This is a genomic window from Halobacillus sp. ABD4_316, from assembly GCF_056161385.1.
The window spans coordinates 450,352-471,025 of sequence record NZ_JBSWZA010000001.1; the positions used below are offsets into that span (position 1 = coordinate 450,352).

Sequence of the window (20,674 nt, forward strand, 5' to 3'; positions counted from 1 at the left end):
TGAATGAACATGAACGATTTACGTGCCAGCCGCGTAGGGGAGCAGATGAAAAAAGAGATGACGGATATCATCAGCAAGAAAATCAAAGATCCCCGCGTAGGCTTTGTCACCGTTACAGAAGTAAAAGTAACCGGTGACCTGCAGCAGGCAAAAGTATATATTTCCGTATTAGGGGACGACAAACAAAAGCATGACACGCTTGTTGGCCTTGCCAAAGCAAAAGGGTTCATCCGCTCTGAAATCGGGCAGCGGATCCGACTTCGGAAGACCCCGGAGATTATGTTTGAGTTTGACGAAGCCATCGAACGAGGAAATCGTATTGAAACGATTCTCCGCGATCTGAACGATACAGAAAGCTGATAGGAATCCGTGCTGCTACAGCACGGATTTATCTTTGAAAAAATAAGGATGCTGGAGGTGGGGGTATGGATGGAATTCTGCCGCTTTGGAAGCCGAGGGGCTTTACTTCCCATGACTGTGTAAGTAAGGCTCGCGGGATGCTGAAAACTAAGAAAATTGGACATACCGGAACACTGGACCCGGATGTGGAAGGTGTGCTTCCGCTTTGTGTCGGAAAAGCGACGAAAATCGTTCCTTTCCTCATGGATACAACGAAAGTATATGAGGCTGTCGTTACCCTTGGATACTCAACGGATACGGAAGATGCCTCCGGAAACACTGTAGAAACAAGCAGGCTGGACGAGCCGCCTGAAATTCAGGGTATAAATGAGGCTCTCGCCGCTTTTACAGGAGAGATCACTCAGACCCCTCCGATGTACTCGGCCGTCAAGGTGAATGGGAAAAAGCTGTATGAATATGCCCGTGAAGGAAAGACGGTTGAACGTCCTTCCAGAAAGGTATACATAAGTGAACTGCATGTAACATCTCATGATGCGTCTCTTGAAGATGGTACGTATTCATTCGGCGTTCGTGCCGTCTGCTCAAAGGGAACGTACATCCGGACGCTATGTGTGGATATCGGAAAAGCGCTCGGCTTTCCGGCTCATATGAAGAGTCTCATACGCACAGAAACGGGGGACATTCAAAAGGAGGACTGCTTCACTTTCGATGCCGTGCAGGAAGCAGTGGATCAAAACCGCGGTGCCGAGCTGTTGCTGCCGCTTTCCAAAGGGCTCTCACACCTCCCGTCGATTGATGTAGACGAAGAAACGAGAGATATGGTTAAGCACGGCCGTGTCCTTGACGAACCTGATGATTTGGAAGCTGATACGTTTACGATTCAGCACGGACAGGAAGTTGTGGCAGTTTATCAAAAGCATCCTACGAAACCGGGGTACATCAAGCCGGTGAGAGTATTTTAAAATTTTGTAAAGCGGGTGACTGCAGTGGAGACCTTTTACTTAACTTATAAATCTGCTGATTTTCCGGTTCCCGATCCTAACGTTATGGCCGTCGGCTTCTTTGACGGTATTCATAAAGGCCATCAGAAGGTTATTGAAGCAGCAGTGAACGAAGCTAGACGTACAGGTGTCCGCAGTTCAGTGATGACGTTTGATCCGCATCCCTCTGTTGTACTTGGCAGGGGGCGTCCGCACGTATCGTACATTACACCTGTTCAGGAAAAAGAACGTATCCTGAGCGCCATGGGCGTAGACTATCTGTTCATCGTAACTTTTGACAGGGAGCTCGCAGCCCTTTCCCCACAAGATTTTGTGGACCATTTTTTCGGGTCATTACAGGTGACGCACGTTGCTGCGGGTTTTGATTTCACTTACGGCCATAAAGGAAAGGGCACAATGGACGATCTTCCCCATTACGCAGCCGGACGTTTTACACAAACGACTGTAGCTAAAGTGGAGGAGGATAAAGAAAAGGTCAGCTCGACGAGGATACGCGGACTGTTGGAAGCGGGAAATATCCAGGAGATCAACCATCTTTTAGGGAGGCCTTTTTCTGTGGAAGGGGAAGTGTGGAGTCCCGGAAGCCGGAACGTCCGTTTTACCCCTTCCAAACAGTATTTATTTCCGGCGGCAGGGGCGTATTACTGTCACCTGAATATTCACAGGGAATCCCGCCCCTGCCTTGTTACCGTTCCGGAACAGGCGGATGCCGGCTGGACAGCAGCTTTGCTTGATGAACTTCCAGTGGAGAAAAGCACAGCGGCCCGCATGCAGTTTTCAGCACGGTCCGAAAGCCCAGAAGAGCCGGGCAGAGAGGATATTGAAAGATTTTTCGGCATAGAATAAGGGTTTCTCTTGCATTTCGCGACAAAAAATTGTACTCTTTAATATGGAACCTTCGCTTGGCGGTTCGTAACTCCGACGACCGCTCGGGGAATGGGAATTCTTAAATATTTACAGGAGGTGTAGTCAACATGGCTATCACACAGGAACGTAAACAGGAACTAATCAACGAGTACAAAACTCACGAAAACGACACAGGTTCTCCAGAGGTACAGATTGCTGTACTTACTGAGCAGATCACGACATTGAACGAGCACCTGCGCGCTCACAAGCAGGACCACCACTCCCGTCGCGGACTGCTTAAAATGGTAGGTAAGCGTCGTAACCTATTGAACTACCTTCGTAATAAGGACATTACACGTTACCGCGAGTTAATCAAGAGCCTTGGCTTGCGCCGTTAATGAGTGGAAAAAGCGGGAGTATTCCCGCTTTTTCTGTATGTTTACATACAGAAGGGTGTAAACTTACAATAGTCCCTTCAGTTGAATTAGAGTTATTGAGAGGAGTTTAGTTCTTTATGGCAGAAGAAAAACAAGTGTTTTCGATTGATGTCGCCGGCCGTACTTTTTCAGTGGAAATTGGTGAACTGGCGAAACAAGCGAATGGCGCAGCACTCATCCATTATGGTGATACAACGGTGCTTTCCACGGCAACTGGTTCAAAAGAACCGAAGGACCTGCCGTTTTTCCCTTTAACCGTAAATTATGAAGAGCGTTTGTATGCCGTTGGTAAAATTCCAGGCGGCTTTATTAAAAGAGAAGGACGTCCAAGTGACAAGGCCGTTCTTGCCTCCCGTTTGATTGACCGTCCGATCCGTCCTCTTTTCCCTGACGGTTACCGGAATGATGTACAGGTGATCAGCTCCGTGATGAGTGTGGATCAGGACTGTTCATCTGAAATGGCGGCAATGCTTGGATCATCTATTTCCCTTGGGATTTCAGATATTCCATTTGAAGGACCGATCGCCGGTGTCATCGTCGGCCGTGTTGATGGAGAATATGTGATCAACCCGACGGTGGAGCAGCAGGAAAAGAGTGATATCGACTTGACTGTTGCCGGTACGAAAGATGCCATTAACATGGTGGAAGCTGGAGCACAGGAAGTTTCCGAGGAAGACATGCTCGAAGCGATCATGTTCGGACATGAGGAAATCAAGCGTCTTGTAGCTTTCCAGGAAGAGATTATTGCAGCGGCCGGCCGTGAAAAGATGGAGGTCAAGCTGTTCGATCTTGATGCAGAATTGAAAGCGAAAGTAGAAGAACAGGCGAAGGCTTCTCTTGTAGATGCCATTAAGACGGAAGAGAAAAAAGCCCGTGAAACTGCAATCGATCAGGTGAAAGCCGATATTACTGCGCTTTATGAAGAGCAGGAAGCTGATGAGGAAACATTGAAGCAGGTCGGTTCCATTCTTGATGATATGGTGAAGACCGAAGTGCGCCGCCTGATTACGAAAGATAAAATCCGTCCGGATGGCCGTGGCGTCGATGAAATTCGTTCATTGTCCTCCCGTGTCGGGCTGCTGCCACGTACACATGGATCTGGATTGTTTACACGTGGACAGACGCAGGCATTAAGCGTATGTACACTTGGAGCTCTGGGGGATGTTCAAATCCTTGATGGTCTTGACCTTGAAGAATCCAAGCGCTTTATGCACCATTACAACTTCCCTAAATTCTCTGTTGGTGAAACAGGACCCATCCGCGGGCCGGGCCGTCGTGAAATTGGACATGGTGCTTTAGGTGAGCGTGCCCTTGAGGTTGTGATTCCATCAGAAAATGATTTCCCTTATACCATCCGTCTTGTTTCTGAAGTGCTGGAATCCAATGGCTCGACTTCTCAGGCGAGTATCTGTGCAAGTACACTTGCGATGATGGATGCGGGTGTGCCGATTAAAGCACCAGTAGCGGGTATTGCTATGGGACTTGTGAAATCCGGTGAGGATTACACGATCCTTACAGACATTCAGGGTATGGAAGATGCTCTTGGTGATATGGACTTTAAAGTAGCTGGAACAGCTAAAGGTGTAACAGCTCTTCAAATGGACATTAAGATCGATGGTCTTTCAAGAGAAATCCTCGAAGAAGCACTCGCGCAGGCGAAAAAAGGTCGTATCGAGATTCTTGAGTCTATGCTGGCGACGCTTCCGGAAACTCGTTCCGAGCTTTCTCAGCATGCACCGAAAATCATGACGATGAAAATTAATCCGGATAAAATTCGTGACGTTATTGGACCAAGCGGAAAGCAGATCAATCAGATCATTGATGATACAGGTGTTAAAATTGATATTGAGCAGGATGGGACGGTCTTTATTTCATCCACGGATGCCGGCATGAACGCAGCCGCTCAAAAAATCATTGAAGACATCGTCCGTGAAGTTGAAGTCGGCGAAGTTTACAATGGTAAAGTGAAGCGTATCGAGAAGTTCGGAGCTTTCGTTGAACTGTTCAAAGGCAAAGAAGGACTTGTTCACATTTCTGAAATGGCTGAAGAACGCATCGGTAAAGTGGAGGATATCGTATCCATCGGAGACTTTATCAAAGTGAAAGTAAAAGAAATCGACAATCAAGGACGTATCAACCTGTCCCGTAAAGCTGTTCTGATCGATGAGAAAAAAGAACAGGAATCCAACGTCGAACAATCCTAAACTTTAAAGAAAAGAAACTGGCTTGCCAGTCTCTTTTTTTTTGCCTTTTTTTCCTTTGAAGCCAAAGTAGAGGCCGGATCCTGTATGTTCTAAGGTCTAACATCCATCCTTCTTCCATACGATGATAGCAGGGGGGATTGTCCATGAAGTTCCGAACCGCTGCGGCAGGTATTATCATTCTTTCTTTTTTAACAGGTGTGGGACTGGCTGTTCTTACAACAGATAAAAACGTCCCTGTCTACAAGGAAAGCTCCCTGTACCAAAAGATCCTGAATGAAAAAGACCGCTATGAACTAAAGGCGGAGGATGCTGTGATTGATTCGGTATGGAAAAAAACACCGGGGATTTCCGGGCGTGAGGTGGATGTCGAAGCTTCTTATCGGAAAATGAAGAAAGAAGGATCTTATAAAGAGGACCACTTGGTATATAAGATGACCCGACCGGATGTATCTCTTGATGATCTGCCAGCTGCACCGATATACAGGGGGCATCCGGATAAAAAGGCGGTCTCGCTTTTTATCAATGTATCATGGGGAGAGGAGTACATTCCGGAAATGATTGACGTGTTGAATAAGCATCAGGCTAAAGCTGCCTTTTTTATTGATGGGGCATTTGCCAACGAGTTTCCTCATTTAATACAGATGATTGAGGAAGAGGGGCATACCATTGGAAGTCATGGATACGGACACAAGGATATGGGGCGGATGTCAAAAGCCGAGGCAGCAGATAATTTGAAGCAGGCCGATGATATTCTCTTTGCATTAACAAAGCAGAAAATAGAATATTTTGCTCCTCCATCCGGCAGTTTTCATATGGAAACGGTGGAGGCGGCAGATGAACTGGGGATGGAGACGATGTTGTGGACCGTGGACACGATCGACTGGCAGAAGCCAAGCAAAGACGTTCTTGTCACCCGGGTGCTCAATAAAGTACATAACGGGGCGACGATTCTGATGCATCCGACACAGGTGACCGTTGACAGTCTGCCACAGCTTATAGAAGGCATCCGCAAAAAAGGGCTGCAGATCTCGGACCTGCCGAAAATGTTAAGTGAAGAAAGATAGGAGGGCATGGGGATGAGAATGAAGGCGATGGCAAAGAAAGAAGTCATTGATGTGGAAAACGGGGAGAAACTTGGGGTTTTGGGACGGGCGGATTTGATTATTGATCCAGATACCGGCCGGATCATTTCACTTGTCATTTTAAATCATGGGTTGATTGGAATTGGATCTTCCAAGCGGGAAATGACGATTGACTGGGAACAGATACAAACAATCGGAGAGCATACGATTCTATTGAAAAGAAAGTGATGGGCCGCAGCGTGTGCTGCGGCTTTTTTTGTTGGTGGTTGAAATCACTAACTCCGCATTCCGGCATAGGATACAAGGAGATAAGACATTAGAAAAAGGAGACATCCGGGATGCTAACAGGATACCATATTGCAGTTATTGGTGGCGATGCCCGGCAGATTGAGCTGATAAGAAAGCTTAATGAATGGGGTGCCGCCGTTTATCTTGCAGGATTCGATCAACTGAATGAAAGCTTCAGGGAAGCTGTCGACCTTGATCTTGATAGTAAGCAGGTAGAACAGCTCGATGCCATCATTCTTCCCGTACCTGGAACGGATGGGAATGGAAATATAGAGGGGATTTTCTCCAACCAGTTGATTCAATTAAAGGAAGAATGGTTAAAGAAAACACCTCCTCACTGTCAGATTTATACCGGAATCGCCAACGAACATTTATACACACTGGCAGAACGCGCGGACAGGAAATTAATCCCACTTATGGACCGGGACGATGTAGCGATCTACAATTCCATTCCTACTGTAGAGGGGACATTGATGCTTGTGATCCAGCATACAGACTTCACCATTCACGGGTCGAAAGTAATGGTGCTTGGACTCGGGCGTGTCGGGATGAGTCTGGCCCGCACTTTTCATCACTTAGGCGCTGACGTCAGCGTCGGTGTAAGAACAACGAGCAGCTCCGCGAGGGTGCATGAAATGGGGCTGACACCGATTGATATGAAAAGGCTGGAAGGTAGAGACATGTCTTGTGACATCCTGATCAATACAATTCCGTCACAAGTTGTGACACCGGGGATCATAAAACAGCTTCCTTCGCATGCCTTAATTCTGGATCTCGCTTCCAAGCCCGGAGGAACGGATTTTCGATACGCCGATAAGCGCGGGATTAGAGCACTGCTGGCTCCGGGTCTCCCTGGTATTGTGGCACCGAAAACAGCAGGCCGGATCATTGCTGATGTCGTTTCCAGGCTGATCCAGGATCATTCCAGAAAGGAAAATGAAGCATGATAAATTTAAAAGGCAGAGTCATTGGATTTGGATTAACCGGTTCTCATTGTACGTACCACGAGGTTTTCCCCGTTATGCAGGAGCTGGTCGATATGGGGGCCACCGTTGTTCCAGTGTTATCCTATACGGTTCAAAAAACAGATACACGTTTCGGGGAAGCCGCGGATCATCTGAAGAAAATTGAAGAAATTACAGGGGAAAAACCGATCATGACCATTCCGGATGCGGAGCCGCTCGGGCCTAAGCGTCCGCTTGACTGTATGGTCATTGCCCCATTAACCGGGAATTCCACAAGTAAACTGGCCAATGCTCTAACCGATTCTCCTGTATTGATGGCAGCTAAAGCTACTCTCCGAAATGAAAGCCCCGTCGTGCTGGCCGTGTCGACAAATGATGCGCTCGGACTGAATGGCATCAACGTGATGCTCCTGATGGCTACGAAGAATATTTATTTCGTTCCGCTCGGTCAGGATCATCCATATAAAAAGCCGAATTCCCTCGTAGCGGATATGACCCTGATTCCGGAAACCATTGAAGCAGCTCTGGAAGGAAAGCAGCGGCAGCCTGTCCTGATTGAAAGATATCCAAATTAATTAAAAGTTTCTTTTCAGTGATTCTTCCATTTATGATAAAATAACAAAAATAGTGACATGTTTTACTATTCTTACAATAAAACAGCGAAGGAAGGGTGCCGAAGATGAATGATACAAACCAATACAATGTAGCCGTCGTAGGAGCAACCGGAGCGGTAGGCTTGAAAATGCTCGAAACTCTGGAAGACAGGGATTTTCCTATTGGAGAACTTAAACTCCTTTCTTCCAGCCGGTCTGCCGGTCAGAAATTAACGTTCAAAGGCAGAGAATATGTCGTGGAGGAAGCTGTACCTGAGAGTTTTGATCATGTGGATATTGCCTTGTTCTCTGCAGGGGGATCGGTTTCTAAAAAGTTCGCCCCTGAAGCTGTGGACAGAGGCGCAGTCGTCATTGATAATACCAGTGCATACCGGATGGCAGAAGGTGTACCGTTGGTCGTGCCGGAAGTGAATGAAGCGGATATTCAAAAACATAAAGGCATTATTGCCAATCCCAACTGTTCAACGATCCAAATGGTTGCTGCACTTGAGCCTGTAAGAAAGCAGCTCGGCCTCAACCGGGTGATCGTTTCTACCTACCAGGCAGTGTCCGGCGCGGGGAATGAAGCAGCTGATGAGCTGAGGGAACAGTCGATGGACTTTTTGAATGGCGAAGATCTAAAAGCAGAAATCCTTCCGGTTAAAGGGGACGAAAAGCATTTTCCGATCGCCTTCAATGCGCTGCCGCAAATTGACGTTTTTCAGGAAAACGGGTATACCTTTGAAGAAATGAAAATGATCAATGAAACGAAGAAAATCATGCATGCCCCGGATCTATCCGTCGCGGCAACGTGTGTACGTCTTCCGTTCTTTACTTCCCATGCAGAAAGTGTCTATGTTGAAGTAGAACAGTCCGGAGTGAGCGTTCAGGATATTCAGGATCTGCTGAAACAGGCACCCGGTATCACACTCGAGGATGATCCTTCCACCCAGACATATCCAACGCCGCTGACAGCTGCCGGAAAAAAAGATGTGTTTGTAGGAAGGGTCCGGAAAGATCTTGACCACGAGAAAGGGTTCCATATGTGGGTTGTTTCTGACAATCTCCTGAAAGGTGCTGCATGGAATTCCGTTCAGATTGCAGAGCGTCTCGTTGCTAATCAATGGCTGTAAACTTCTTATGAGTTGAGGTGGCCGAATGAAATTGATTGTACAAAAGTTCGGAGGAACATCAGTCCGGGATCTGGAAAGCAGATCCCGGGCTGTCCATCATGTAAAAAAAGCGTTGAATGAGGGTAGTAAAGTAGTGGTGACCGTGTCGGCTATGGGGCGCAAGGGGAGTCCGTATGCCACAGATACGCTGTTAAGCCTGATTCATTTTCCGGACATTGATGTATCACCAAGGGAACAGGATTTGTTGATGTCCTGTGGGGAGATTATCTCCTCGATTGTATTCTGTCATGAATTGTGCAAAGAAGGGATCAAAGCGGTATCCTTGACTGGTGCCCAGGCTGGAATCGTTACCAATGATGATTTTACAAAAGCAAAAATCACGCAAATGAATCCAGGCCGCATTTACAGGGAATTGAAACAGGTGGATGTTGTAGTCGTCGCAGGATTCCAAGGGCAGACGCTTCAGGGAGAGACTACGACGATCGGCCGAGGAGGCAGTGATACAACGGCTGCCGCACTGGGAGCTTCACTTCAGGCGGAGTACATCGACATATTCACCGATGTGGAAGGTATTATGACCGCAGATCCGAGGCTTGTCGAAGGTGCCCGGCCCCTCCAGAGCATTACGTACAATGAAATCTGCAACCTGGCTTATCAAGGTGCCAAAGTCATCCATCCCCGTGCTGTTGAAATTGCCATGCATGCGAAAGTCCCCATCCGTGTAAGGTCGACCTATTCCGATTCCCCGGGTACATTGGTGACGGGATTGAGAGACCATGCCTCCGGCCGTGATTTAATTGAAAGAACGGTGACCGGGATCGCCCATATCAACGGGCTTACTCAAATTAAAGTTCAGTCCAAGGAAGACCCTTCCAAACTTCAATCCGATGTCTTCAAATCGATGGCATCCGCCAACATTTCTGTCGACTTCATTAATATCTCTCCAAGCGGCGTTCTCTACACCATCAGCGACCTCTATACGAAAAAAGCCCGCCGGATTCTTCAGGATATCGGTTACGAACCGGAAATTCGGGAAGGCTGTGCGAAAGTATCCACAGTCGGGGCAGGCATTACTGGGATTCCGGGCGTCACGGCCGACATCGTTCAAGCACTGACAGACAAAGGGATTCAAATTCTTCAGTCCGCAGACTCCCATACCACCATCTGGGTTCTGATAAAAGAAGAACATTTGATCCAGGCCGTCAATGCCCTTCACGACGTCTTTCAGCTGAGTCATACAACAAGAAAGGGAGAAATGCAGCCATGAGTTTTGGGAAAGTTTTAACGGCTATGGTCACTCCTTTCGATGAACAAAACCGGGTGGATTTTCATCAAACCTCCATCCTTATTGAACACCTCATAAGCAGCGGCTCCGACGGCCTTGTCGTAACGGGGACCACAGGAGAATCTCCGACGTTGACCCGAAGTGAAAAAATTTCCTTATGGAAGCATGTCGTCCAGGTCGTTCATAAGCGAATTCCGGTCATCGCAGGCACGGGCAGCAACAACACGAGGGATACGATTGAAATGTCCCGTCAGGCAGAAGCAGCAGGCGTCGATGCGGTTATGCTCGTAGCTCCGTATTATAACAAACCGGATCAGGAAGGCCTGTATCGTCACTTCAAAGCGGCAGCCGAATCCGTCTCTCTCCCCGTTATGGTTTACAATGTACCCGGGCGGTCCGTAACAAAAATAGAACCGGATACGGTCGTGAGGCTTTCAAAAATCAGCAACATAACATCTGTGAAGGAAGCATCCGGTGACCTCAATGCCATTGCCTCCATCGTATCCCGCACAGGCCCCGGATTTGATGTGTACAGTGGTGATGATCATTTGACACTGCCGGCCTATGTGATTGGCGCTTCAGGCATCATTTCTGTAGCATCACACGTCATCGGAGATGAAATGCAGCGGATGCTTCGTCTGTTCGACCTTGGAAGAGGACGGAAAGCAGGAGCCCTGCACCGGGAACTGCTTCCGATCTTTGAGGGCATGTTTTCAGCGCCTTCCCCTGCACCCGTAAAAGCAGCCCTGCGCTGTATAGGTATTGAAACCGGCGGTGTGAGGCTTCCACTTCGTGCGTTGACGGAAGAGGAAGAGAAAGATATCCAAACACTGCTGGATCATTCTTCTGTACAGAGCTGACCGGCTGATAGGCCGGTCTTTTTCTTTTCCCATCCGCATTCCGCTCCCACAGCATTGGATTCTCTGTATGTTTCTTTCCGTTTTCAGTCATACTACGGGAAAAGAATGTGAAAGGAGCGGAACAGATGAAAGACGAACCTTCCAAAGAAAAAGATCCATCCAAATCCCAGTCATCCCTTGTTGACAAAATCCAGCAGCTTGGGCAGAGCAATGTCCCTCAGCCGGCAGATTCAAATATCCATGTCCTGCCGATCATCGGCCAGGTGGAGGGCCATGTCCAACTGCCTTCACAAAACAAAACGACTAAGTATGAGCACCTCATCCCACAGCTGATCGCTATTGAGCAGAACCCGAAAATCGAGGGTCTTGTCGTCCTTTTGAATACAGTGGGCGGCGATGTAGAAGCCGGATTGGCTATATCAGAAATGATTTCTTCGCTTTCCAAGCCGACGGTATCCATCGTGCTTGGAGGAGGCCATTCCATCGGCGTCCCGATATCCGTATCAGCCGACTATTCATTTATTGTGGAAACAGCCACGATGACCATTCACCCGATTCGGATGACAGGTCTTGTTATCGGAGTGCCGCAGACGTTTGAATACATGGATAAGATGCAGGAGCGTGTCATCAGTTTCGTCACCAAGCATTCCAATATTCCCGAAGAAAAATTCAAGGAACTTATGTTTGATAAAGGCAACCTTACTAGGGATATCGGAACAAATGTTGTCGGTCAGCAGGCGGTGGATCACGGCCTCATAGATGCAGTGGGCGGTGTCAAGGAAGCGATGGCTAAATTGAACGAATTGATTGAAAGCAATAAAAATGCGTACAGTCAGGTGGTCCAATGACGATTTTATATACCCCTCTAAGTGAGTATGATGTTTTTCCTGACGAATCCACCATGGAGATGGTGTATCACGAACACGAAGACTGTCCCATGATGTGCAGAAAGGGGCAGGACGGTAAAAAGCAGATTGTCCAGATTCTCTCTACAGATCCTTCTCATTTTCTGAATCCGTCTTTACAGCCGGGTCAATGGTTGGACTCGTAACAAGAGGACAAGCTGTGGTATAATATAAGAACTGAATGGCGGGATGTCGGTCGTTTTTCTTCAGCAGTGTATGAAGGAAGCACCGGCATCCTTCTCTTTTCAGTTTTAGTCAGGAGGTGGAATTATTATGGCTGGAAAACGCAAAAAAAAGAAAAAGCAATCCAATTTGAAGAGCCATGTAAAATTTGAGCTCGTGGGTCTTTTGTTTCTTTTTCTTGCTGTGATTGGAAGCGGGGCATCAGCGATCAGCGATGGAGCCATCCCGGGTGGATTGGAAAGGTTCTGGCAGTTCCTTTTCGGCGTCTGGTATTTTATCGCCTCGCTGTTCTTTCTCATTGTAGGAATCTTCTTAATGGTGAAGAGAAGGTGGCCTTCGTTTTTACATAAACGCTTATTTGGTATTTATCTGATTCTTATATCCCTCATTCTGTTTACGCATCTGGAGACTCTGTCTGCTGATTTAGGAACAGGAAATGGATCCATATTAACGATGACATGGGAACGGATTACAGAAATGATGCGCGGAGAGCGCTCCTTCTACAGTGCCGGAGGCGGGTTGACAGGAGCTGTTCTATTATCCATCACCTATTATCTGTTTGCCCAGGCCGGGGCAGCCATCGTCGCCTTTTTCCTATTTATCACAGGCATATTGTTTGTGAGTGAATGGTCGCTGGGGGAACTGTTTGCGGTCATTGGAAAGAATATGAAAAAACTGGGCCGTGAACAGGTGGCCAGAATGAAGAATCAAAAACAAGACCGGAAAGTGAAGAAAGAAGAAAAAGCAAAGGAACAGGAAGAAGAAGAGGAAGCTGTGGTCTATGACATCAGTGATTCGCCTTCCGTTGTGGAAGAAGAATCGAAGAATGAACCGATCATACAGGACTTCACAGAAACCGCCTATGCAGCTCAGGAAAAAGAACAGCCTTCTTCTACCAAGCCTTCAGCCGGTAAACCGGAATCTGATGGCGAGGACGCGGCGCTTGAAAAATCCATGCCAACAGCTGAACTGGAAAACCATGATTATCATCTGCCTGGAATTGAACTGCTGGATGAACCCACATCATCCCCTCAGAGCCAGGGGCGTTCACACATCCAGGCTACGGTAAGAAAACTGGAGAAAACGTTCCAGAGTTTCGGCGTGAAAGCAAAGGTAACCAAAGTTCATGTCGGGCCTTCGGTCACAAAATATGAGGTCTACCCGGATGTAGGGGTTAAGGTTAGTAAAATCGTAAACCTTAACGATGACCTTGCTCTTGCTCTTGCAGCCAAGGATATCCGGATTGAAGCACCAATTCCGGGAAAGTCTGCCGTCGGAATTGAGGTGCCGAATCAGGAAGTGTCGATGGTTTCTCTGAGGGAAGTATTGGAAACAGGCAGGTCAAATCCTGAATCCAAGCTCAGCTTTGCTCTAGGGCGCGATATCTCCGGTGAAGCCGTGATGTCCGAATTGAATAAAATGCCGCACATGCTTGTCGCCGGTGCGACAGGAAGTGGTAAGAGTGTCTGTATCAATGGCATTATTACGAGTATTCTTATGAGAGCAAAGCCCCACGAAGTGAAAATGATGATGATAGACCCGAAAAAAGTGGAACTGAATGTGTATAACGGTATTCCTCATCTCCTTGCGCCCGTTGTGACGGATCCTAAAAAAGCCTCCCGGGCCTTGAAAAAAGTGGTATCGGAAATGGAGCGGAGGTACGACCTGTTTTCTGATACCGGAACAAGGAACATTGAGAGCTATAATGAGTACATTAAAAAACACAATCAGGAACAGGAAGATGAGCAGCCGCAGCTGCCTTACATCGTTGTCCTGGTGGATGAGCTTGCCGACTTAATGATGGTAGCTTCCAACGAAGTAGAAGACGCCATTACACGGCTGGCCCAGATGGCCCGTGCCGCCGGCATCCATTTGATTATTGCGACCCAGCGTCCTTCGGTGGATGTCATTACCGGTGTCATTAAAGCCAATATTCCATCCCGGATTGCGTTCAGCGTATCCTCACAGACCGATTCAAGGACCATCCTCGATTCCGGTGGAGCCGAAAAACTCCTCGGCCGGGGAGACATGCTGTTCACGCCGGTCGGTTCCAACAAGCCGACACGTGTCCAGGGGGCCTTCTTGTCTGATGAGGAGGTGGAGCGGGTCGTGCAGTTCTGTGTCGACCAGCAGAAAGCCCAGTACCAGGAGGAAATGATCCCTGAAGAAGAAAGTGAAGTAAAACAGGAAGTGGATGATGATCTCTATCCTGATGCGGTACAGATGGTCATAGAAATGCAGAGTGCGAGTGTTTCCATGCTCCAGCGCCGTTTCCGTGTCGGGTATACACGGGCTGCGCGCCTGATCGATGCTATGGAGGATAACGGCATTGTCGGTCCTTATGAAGGAAGCAAGCCGCGTTCTGTCCTGGTATCCCAGCAGAGTGAGGAACAGCATACATCATGAAAAAAGACAGCCTGGTTAACCAGGCTGTCTTTTTTTAATAAGCTCTGTTAAAGTCTGTTGTTGATATTTTAAACGATTACTAAATCGTCTCCGCCTGGAATCAGGGGTCCGGTCCGTTGTTTACTCAGAGCATGGGATGGCAGGGAAAACTGTCCGCTTTCCGCGGCTCACGGTACCCCGCGAAAAGGGAGTCATTCCCAAGGCCGCCTCCTGCAAATCCCATGACAGAAAAGGGGGATAGAAGCTCACATGTTAACTAACAACACCAAGCAATAACAGCGCCTTTTAATAAGATGAACATGAAGAATGTGTTCAAAAATATGATCATTCTTAAAGTTTCACATTCTGTCAAAAATGAAGCAAAATTCATAAAAATGAACTAAGTCTATTTATTTATCTGTTGAATAGTGTTATATTATTGTCAAAATATGATGTGTCGAACGTCAGAGGTCAGATCACTGCTGTGACACTGGCTGATCCATAGATTCCGGGGTGAAACATATGTCAATCAAACAGGATACACGTCACCTTTATTTACAGGTGATTGAACAAGTGAAAAGAGATATTGAAAACGGTATCTTTAAAGAAAAGCAGAAACTGCCTTCCGAGTTCCAGCTTTCTAAATCGCTCGGTGTTTCCCGAGCTACTTTAAGAGAGGCGCTGCGGATTCTTGAAGAAGAGGGAGTCGTCACAAGACGTCACGGGGTGGGGACGTTTGTGAACCCGAAGCCTTTGTTTACGTCAGGCATTGAAGAACTCGACAGTGTGACAGGCATGATAACGAAGTCGGGGATGACACCAGGTACCCAGTATCTTTCTGCTGATTTAGTAGAAGCGACCGAAGAAGATAAAAAACGTTTTTCACCTTTGGATGTCGAGCACCTGGCCAAAGTGGAGCGTGTGCGGACAGCGGACGAGCATCCTGTCGTTTACTGCACAGACAAGATACCGGAAGGGCTGCTTCCCATTGATCAGATCCGAGAAGCGGACTCTTTGTTCAATGTACTGGAGAAATACACTGGAAAGAAGATCGGCTATGCCGTCACGCACATTGAACCGATCGGCTTCCATGACCGGATTTCACCAATTCTGAACTGTGAGCCGGATCAGTCGCTGCTCCTGCTTAAACAGATGCATTATTCCCAGGATGATATCCCGATGCTTTTGTCTTCCAACTACTTCAGGGCTGATAAATTCAGCTTTCACGTTTTGAGAAAAAGAGTGTAAGCGTTTACAATTTGATGACTTCAGGGAGGTGAGGCCTCTACAAACTGCCGTAAGTTTCTCTTGCTTCAACTTATACTTAAACCAATAGGGGGGTAAACGTTTTGTTGAAAAGTCGTTTTCTTATGGTATTTGTTTTGTTAGTAACGTTAGGAATGTTCCTTGCTGCCTGTGGTTCATCAGATAGTGAAGAAAGTACTGGAGGAGATTCCGGTGAGAGCTCTGGAAATGAAGAGTCAGGCGGGGACGGCGGAAGTGGAGACTTCTCAGTGGCAATGGTTACCGACGTCGGCGGTGTTGATGATAAGTCCTTTAACCAGTCTGCATGGGAAGGTCTGCAGGCGTTCGGGGAAGAGAATGGATTGAGCAAAGGCGAGGGGATTGACTACGCTCAGTCTGAAAGTGATGCGGATTATGCGACAAACCTGAACCGTCTTGTTCGTCAGGATTACAACCTGATTTTCGGAATCGGCTACCTTCTGCAGCCGGCTATTAAAGAAGTCGCCGGGCAGTACCCTGATACAAGCTTTGCGCTTGTTGACTCCGTTCAGGAAGGGGACAACATTGCAAGCATCGTATTTAAGGAACATCAAGGTTCCTTCCTTGCTGGAGTTGCTGCTGCAAAGAAAACACAATCCAACCAAATTGGTTTCATCGGCGGGGTGGACGGAAGCCTGATCAACAAATTCGAAGCCGGTTTTGTAGCGGGCGTTAAATCCGTGAATGCGGATATTGATGTAGAAATTGAATATGCTGAGAATTTCAATGATCCAGAAAAAGGACGTGCTTTAGCCTCCAATATGTATTCCAAAGGTGTGGACGTGATTTATCATGCTTCCGGCGGAACTGGGAACGGAGTCTTCGCAGAAGCGAAGGATTTAAAAAATGCCAGTCCGGATGAAGACATATGGGTGATCGGTGTTGACCGTGACCAGTATGAGGAAGGCCAGATCGGTGATGCCAACGTTACACTTACTTCCATGGTGAAGCGGGTGGATATCGCTGTTCAGGATGTATCGGAGCAGGCGATGAACGGGGAGTTTCCGGGTGGCGAAGTCATTGAGTATGGTCTTGAGGACGATGCTATCAGCATAGCTGAAACAAATGAAGAAGCGATGACGGAGGAAATTACTTCTTCTGTTAATGAATGGAAGGAAAAAATCATTAACGGCGATGTAGAAGTTCCGAGCACTCGTGAAGAACTGGAATCCTTTGTAGACGCACTGTAGGGAGAAAAGGCTGGTGAGAGCCGGCCTTTTCTTATGTCAATGAAAATCATCAAATGAAAAGCTGTTCCGGCCCTTTTCCTTTGGTGATTTTTAAAGGTCAAACGGGGGAGGAAGAGAGATGGAATATGTTATTGAAATGCTGAAAATCAGAAAAGAATTTCCAGGCATTGTTGCCAATGACGATATTACGCTCCGGGTTCAAAAAGGAGAGATTCATGCGCTGCTAGGCGAGAATGGAGCGGGGAAATCCACCTTGATGAATGTTTTATTCGGCCTTTATCAGCCGGAACAAGGCGAAATAAAAGTCCGTGGTGAACAAGTGAAGATTACGGATCCGAATACAGCCAACGCCCATGGTATAGGGATGGTGCACCAGCACTTTATGCTTGTCGATACATTTACGGTCACTGAAAACATCATTCTTGGCAGCGAGCCTAAAAAAAGCGGTACGGTCGACATAAAAAAAGCGGAAAAGCAGGTCGCAGAGTTATCGAAACAGTACGGGCTGAATGTAGACCCGAGTGCAAGAATCCGTGATATATCCGTCGGTATGCAGCAGCGTGTAGAAATTTTGAAAACGCTTTATAGAGGGGCGGATATCTTAATTTTTGACGAACCAACGGCCGTTCTGACTCCTCAGGAAATCAAAGAACTGATAGAAATCATGAACAATCTGGTGAAGGAAGGCAAATCCATTATCCTGATTACCCATAAGCTGAAGGAAATTATGGAAGTGTGTGACAGGTGTACAGTCATAAGGAAAGGGCGTGGAATCGGAACGGTGGATGTGAGCGGTACGACCCCTGATCAACTGGCAGCGCTTATGGTCGGCCGTGATGTCAGCTTTTCAACGAAGAAAACAGCCGCTCACCCGAATGAAGTCTACCTCTCTATTAAAGATCTTCATGTTAAGGACGGGCGTGGGGTCCACATGGTCAAAGGACTGAATCTGGACGTCCGGTCTGGAGAAATCGTCGGTATTGCCGGTGTGGACGGTAATGGACAGTCGGAGTTGATCGAAGCTGTTACAGGCTTGAGAAAAAGTGAATCAGGGACGATTCACCTGCATGAAAAAGTCATCTCCAATCTTACACCGCGGAAGGTAACCCAGTCCGGCGTCTCCCATATTCCGCAGGACCGCCATAAGTTTGGTCTTGTCCTTGATTTTCCGATTGGAGAAAATATGGTTCTTCAGACCTATTACAATGAGCCGTTTTCTAAAAAAGGTGTGATGAACTTTAAGAACATCTATAAAAAAGCGGCAGATTTGATCGAGGAATATGACGTCCGGACTCCTGATGCCTTTACAAAAGCAAGAGCTCTATCAGGCGGGAACCAGCAGAAAGCGATTATCGGCAGGGAAGTGGACAGGTCACCAGATTTGATTATAGCCGCTCAACCTACAAGGGGGCTGGACGTAGGAGCGATTGAGTTCATTCATCGAAAACTGATCGAAGAACGGGATAAAGGGCGTGCCATTCTGCTTCTTTCCTTTGAACTGGATGAAATTATGAATGTCAGTGACCGGATTGCGGTTATGTTTGATGGTTCCATTATTCGAGAAGTAGCTCCGGAAGATACGAATGAGCAGGAGCTCGGACTGCTTATGGCTGGAAATACTGGTCAGAAAGCGGGGGGCGTCTAATGTTCTCCAACCGGATGATTAATATCTTGATCCCCGTGCTTTCTGTTATCCTCGGTCTTGGTGCTGGTGCTGTGATTATGCTTGTATTCGGATACAACCCGTTAGAGGGGTTCACAGCTTTATGGAAGGGGGCTTTTGGGGATTCCTACTTCTTTGGTGAGACGATCCGGCAGGTGACTCCCTACATCCTATCGGGGCTGGCCGTCGCTTTTGCCCTCAGATCAGGCCTGCTTAATATCGGCGTTGAGGGGCAGGTGTTTGTAGGCTGGCTGGCGTCCGTCTGGATTGGGATATCTTTTGAGCTTCCTATGGTCATCCATCTCCCTCTGGCGATTACTGCAGCGGCTTTTGCCGGGGCAGTGTGGGGCTTCATACCCGGACTTCTGAAAGCGAAATTAGGTGTCCATGAAGTGATCGTTACGATTATGATGAACTACATTGCTCTTTATGTCTCTAACGCCGTAATACGAAGTTTGTTGACCGATGGTGCTGACCGGACGGAAAATATCGCTGCTACTGCGTCATTGAAATCAGAATGGCTGGCTGAGATGACGTTTTATTCAAGGATCCACTATGGATTTATTATCGCCATTGCTATGGCGGTCGTCATGTGGTTTATATTGAACCGGACAACGAAAGGATTCGAACTGCGGGCCGTCGGGTTTAACCAGCATGCATCCAACTATGCAGGAATGAATGTGGGGCGGAACATTATAACCGCTATGGTCATATCCGGAGCTTTTGCCGGCCTGGCGGGTGCCATGGAAGGCCTTGGTACGTTTGGTTTCATGTCGATCAAATCAGGCTTTACAAATATCGGTTTTGACGGAATCGCAGTCGCCCTTCTTGGAGCAAATACAGCTGTAGGGGTGGTTCTTGCCGCCTTCTTATTCGGCATTCTGAAGATAGGTGCCCTCAATATGCCGACAGAAGCCGGTGTGCCAACCGAACTCGTAGAAATCATCATCGCTCTTATTATTTTCTTTGTTGCATCCAGCTATATGATTCGCTGGGTCCTTCTACGGTTCAAGAAGGAGGGGAAATAAAATGGAATTTATAGAGGTGTTCAGCCGTATCCTCGGATCCGCTGTTATTTTTGCAACCCCGTTGATTTTCACAGCGCTCGGCGGAGTATTCAGTGAGCGTTCCGGTGTTATAAACATCGGGCTGGAAGGTCTGATGATCATGGGGGCATTTGTAGGGATTGTCTTTAACCTTACTTTCCACACGGTTTTTGGTGCTGCAACTCCCTGGATATCCATGCTGGCGGCAGTGATCGTATCCGCATTGTTTTCCCTCGTCCACGCGGCAGCATCGATTACCTTCCGCGCTGATCAGGTTGTCAGCGGTGTGGCCATCAACTTTCTTGCCCTGGGCATCGGGCTGTTTCTTACAAAGCAGTGGTATGACAAAGGGCAGACAGACTTCATCAAGCAGCCTTTTTACTCTTCGGATGTTCCTGTTCTTAACGATATTCCTATTGTAGGGGAGATGTTGTTCAGTGGCTGGTACTGGACGTCTTACCTTGCTATTGCCATGGCGTTTGCCGCCTGGTTTGTGCTGTACAAAACTCCGTTCGGCCTTCGGTTGAGGTCGGTGGGCGAACATCCGATGGCGGCGGATACGAACGGAATTCATGTATACCGGATGCGTTATATCGGCGTGATGATTTCAGGTGCCCTGGGGGGACTGGGGGGTTCCGTTTACGCTATGACTGTAGCGTTGAACTTTTCTCATGGCACCATTTTAGGGCAAGGATTCATCTCGCTTGCCGCCGTCATTTTTGGAAAGTGGCATCCCCTTGGGGCTCTTGGAGCAGCTATCTTTTTCGGCTTCGCACAAAGCCTGAGCATTGTGTCCTCCGACATTGCCTTTTTAGAAGATGTCCCTTCGGTTTTCATGCTGATCGCTCCATATGTTCTGACGATTCTCGCACTCGCTGGATTTATTGGACGGGCGGAAGCACCTAAATCCCTTGGAGAAGCATATATTAAAGGAAACCGATAAATATCTGTCCGGTGCTTTGGT

Annotated in this window: 20 protein-coding genes; all 20 read left to right on the forward strand. The window is 47.6% G+C overall.

Going from position 1 to position 20,674, the window contains the following annotated elements:
* Positions 1–9 precede the first annotated feature (9 nt).
* The 20 genes from rbfA (at position 10) to ACXAJH_RS02575 (ending at position 20,653) form a co-directional block, all read left to right on the forward strand.
* Complete coding sequence (gene rbfA / locus ACXAJH_RS02480) at positions 10–360, forward strand: 30S ribosome-binding factor RbfA (RefSeq protein WP_027954248.1); 351 nt, start codon at positions 10–12, stop codon at positions 358–360.
* 65 nt (positions 361–425) lie between these two features.
* A complete protein-coding gene (gene truB / locus ACXAJH_RS02485; protein WP_474992999.1) occupies positions 426–1,322 on the forward strand; it encodes a tRNA pseudouridine(55) synthase TruB in 897 nt (298 codons plus the stop codon).
* Between the two features lie 24 nt (positions 1,323–1,346).
* A complete protein-coding gene (locus ACXAJH_RS02490; RefSeq protein WP_474993001.1) occupies positions 1,347–2,207 on the forward strand; it encodes a hypothetical protein in 861 nt (286 codons plus the stop codon).
* A 128-nt stretch (positions 2,208–2,335) separates the two neighbouring features.
* Positions 2,336–2,605, forward strand: a complete 270-nt coding sequence (gene rpsO / locus ACXAJH_RS02495; protein ID WP_027954250.1) for a 30S ribosomal protein S15 — start codon at positions 2,336–2,338, stop codon at positions 2,603–2,605.
* Between the two features lie 116 nt (positions 2,606–2,721).
* Complete coding sequence (gene pnp / locus ACXAJH_RS02500; RefSeq protein WP_474968529.1) at positions 2,722–4,848, forward strand: polyribonucleotide nucleotidyltransferase; 2,127 nt, start codon at positions 2,722–2,724, stop codon at positions 4,846–4,848.
* A 143-nt stretch (positions 4,849–4,991) separates the two neighbouring features.
* Positions 4,992–5,912, forward strand: a complete 921-nt coding sequence (locus ACXAJH_RS02505) for a polysaccharide deacetylase family protein (RefSeq protein ID WP_474971449.1) — start codon at positions 4,992–4,994, stop codon at positions 5,910–5,912.
* A 12-nt stretch (positions 5,913–5,924) separates the two neighbouring features.
* On the forward strand, positions 5,925–6,158 hold the full coding sequence (locus ACXAJH_RS02510; RefSeq protein WP_474968531.1) for a YlmC/YmxH family sporulation protein: 234 nt from the start codon (positions 5,925–5,927) through the stop codon (positions 6,156–6,158).
* Between the two features lie 110 nt (positions 6,159–6,268).
* On the forward strand, positions 6,269–7,165 hold the full coding sequence (gene dpaA, locus ACXAJH_RS02515) for a dipicolinic acid synthetase subunit A (protein ID WP_474991935.1): 897 nt from the start codon (positions 6,269–6,271) through the stop codon (positions 7,163–7,165).
* Positions 7,165–7,758 carry a dipicolinate synthase subunit B gene (locus ACXAJH_RS02520; RefSeq protein ID WP_474993449.1) on the forward strand — a complete coding sequence of 198 codons (594 nt, stop codon included), beginning with the start codon at positions 7,165–7,167 and terminating at the stop codon, positions 7,756–7,758. The genes dpaA and ACXAJH_RS02520 overlap by 1 nt, the downstream gene beginning before the upstream one ends.
* A gap of 104 nt (positions 7,759–7,862) precedes the next feature.
* Complete coding sequence (locus tag ACXAJH_RS02525) at positions 7,863–8,909, forward strand: aspartate-semialdehyde dehydrogenase (protein WP_474993003.1); 1,047 nt, start codon at positions 7,863–7,865, stop codon at positions 8,907–8,909.
* 25 nt (positions 8,910–8,934) lie between these two features.
* On the forward strand, positions 8,935–10,176 hold the full coding sequence (gene dapG / locus ACXAJH_RS02530; RefSeq protein ID WP_474968533.1) for an aspartate kinase: 1,242 nt from the start codon (positions 8,935–8,937) through the stop codon (positions 10,174–10,176).
* A complete protein-coding gene (gene dapA / locus ACXAJH_RS02535; protein ID WP_474971446.1) occupies positions 10,173–11,054 on the forward strand; it encodes a 4-hydroxy-tetrahydrodipicolinate synthase in 882 nt (293 codons plus the stop codon). The genes dapG and dapA overlap by 4 nt, the downstream gene beginning before the upstream one ends.
* A gap of 125 nt (positions 11,055–11,179) precedes the next feature.
* Entirely contained in the window at positions 11,180–11,902 is a 723-nt protein-coding gene (locus ACXAJH_RS02540) for a ClpP family protease (RefSeq protein ID WP_474993005.1), read from the forward strand.
* Positions 11,899–12,105, forward strand: coding sequence for a YlzJ-like family protein (locus ACXAJH_RS02545; RefSeq protein WP_474993007.1), 207 nt, complete (start codon positions 11,899–11,901; stop codon positions 12,103–12,105). The genes ACXAJH_RS02540 and ACXAJH_RS02545 overlap by 4 nt, the downstream gene beginning before the upstream one ends.
* Before the next feature lie 127 nt (positions 12,106–12,232).
* The gene (locus tag ACXAJH_RS02550; RefSeq protein ID WP_474991944.1) at positions 12,233–14,548 is read left to right on the forward strand and encodes a DNA translocase FtsK; all 2,316 of its coding nucleotides are present in this window, start codon (positions 12,233–12,235) and stop codon (positions 14,546–14,548) included.
* A 501-nt stretch (positions 14,549–15,049) separates the two neighbouring features.
* A complete protein-coding gene (locus ACXAJH_RS02555; protein ID WP_474968538.1) occupies positions 15,050–15,775 on the forward strand; it encodes a GntR family transcriptional regulator in 726 nt (241 codons plus the stop codon).
* Between the two features lie 104 nt (positions 15,776–15,879).
* A complete protein-coding gene (locus ACXAJH_RS02560) occupies positions 15,880–17,001 on the forward strand; it encodes a BMP family lipoprotein (protein ID WP_474993451.1) in 1,122 nt (373 codons plus the stop codon).
* Between the two features lie 118 nt (positions 17,002–17,119).
* On the forward strand, positions 17,120–18,646 hold the full coding sequence (locus tag ACXAJH_RS02565; protein ID WP_474968539.1) for an ABC transporter ATP-binding protein: 1,527 nt from the start codon (positions 17,120–17,122) through the stop codon (positions 18,644–18,646).
* Complete coding sequence (locus ACXAJH_RS02570; protein WP_474968540.1) at positions 18,646–19,692, forward strand: ABC transporter permease; 1,047 nt, start codon at positions 18,646–18,648, stop codon at positions 19,690–19,692. Before ACXAJH_RS02565 ends, ACXAJH_RS02570 begins: the two co-directional genes overlap by 1 nt.
* A gap of 1 nt (position 19,693) precedes the next feature.
* Positions 19,694–20,653 carry an ABC transporter permease gene (locus ACXAJH_RS02575; RefSeq protein WP_474968541.1) on the forward strand — a complete coding sequence of 320 codons (960 nt, stop codon included), beginning with the start codon at positions 19,694–19,696 and terminating at the stop codon, positions 20,651–20,653.
* The last annotated feature ends 21 nt before the right edge of the window (positions 20,654–20,674 follow it).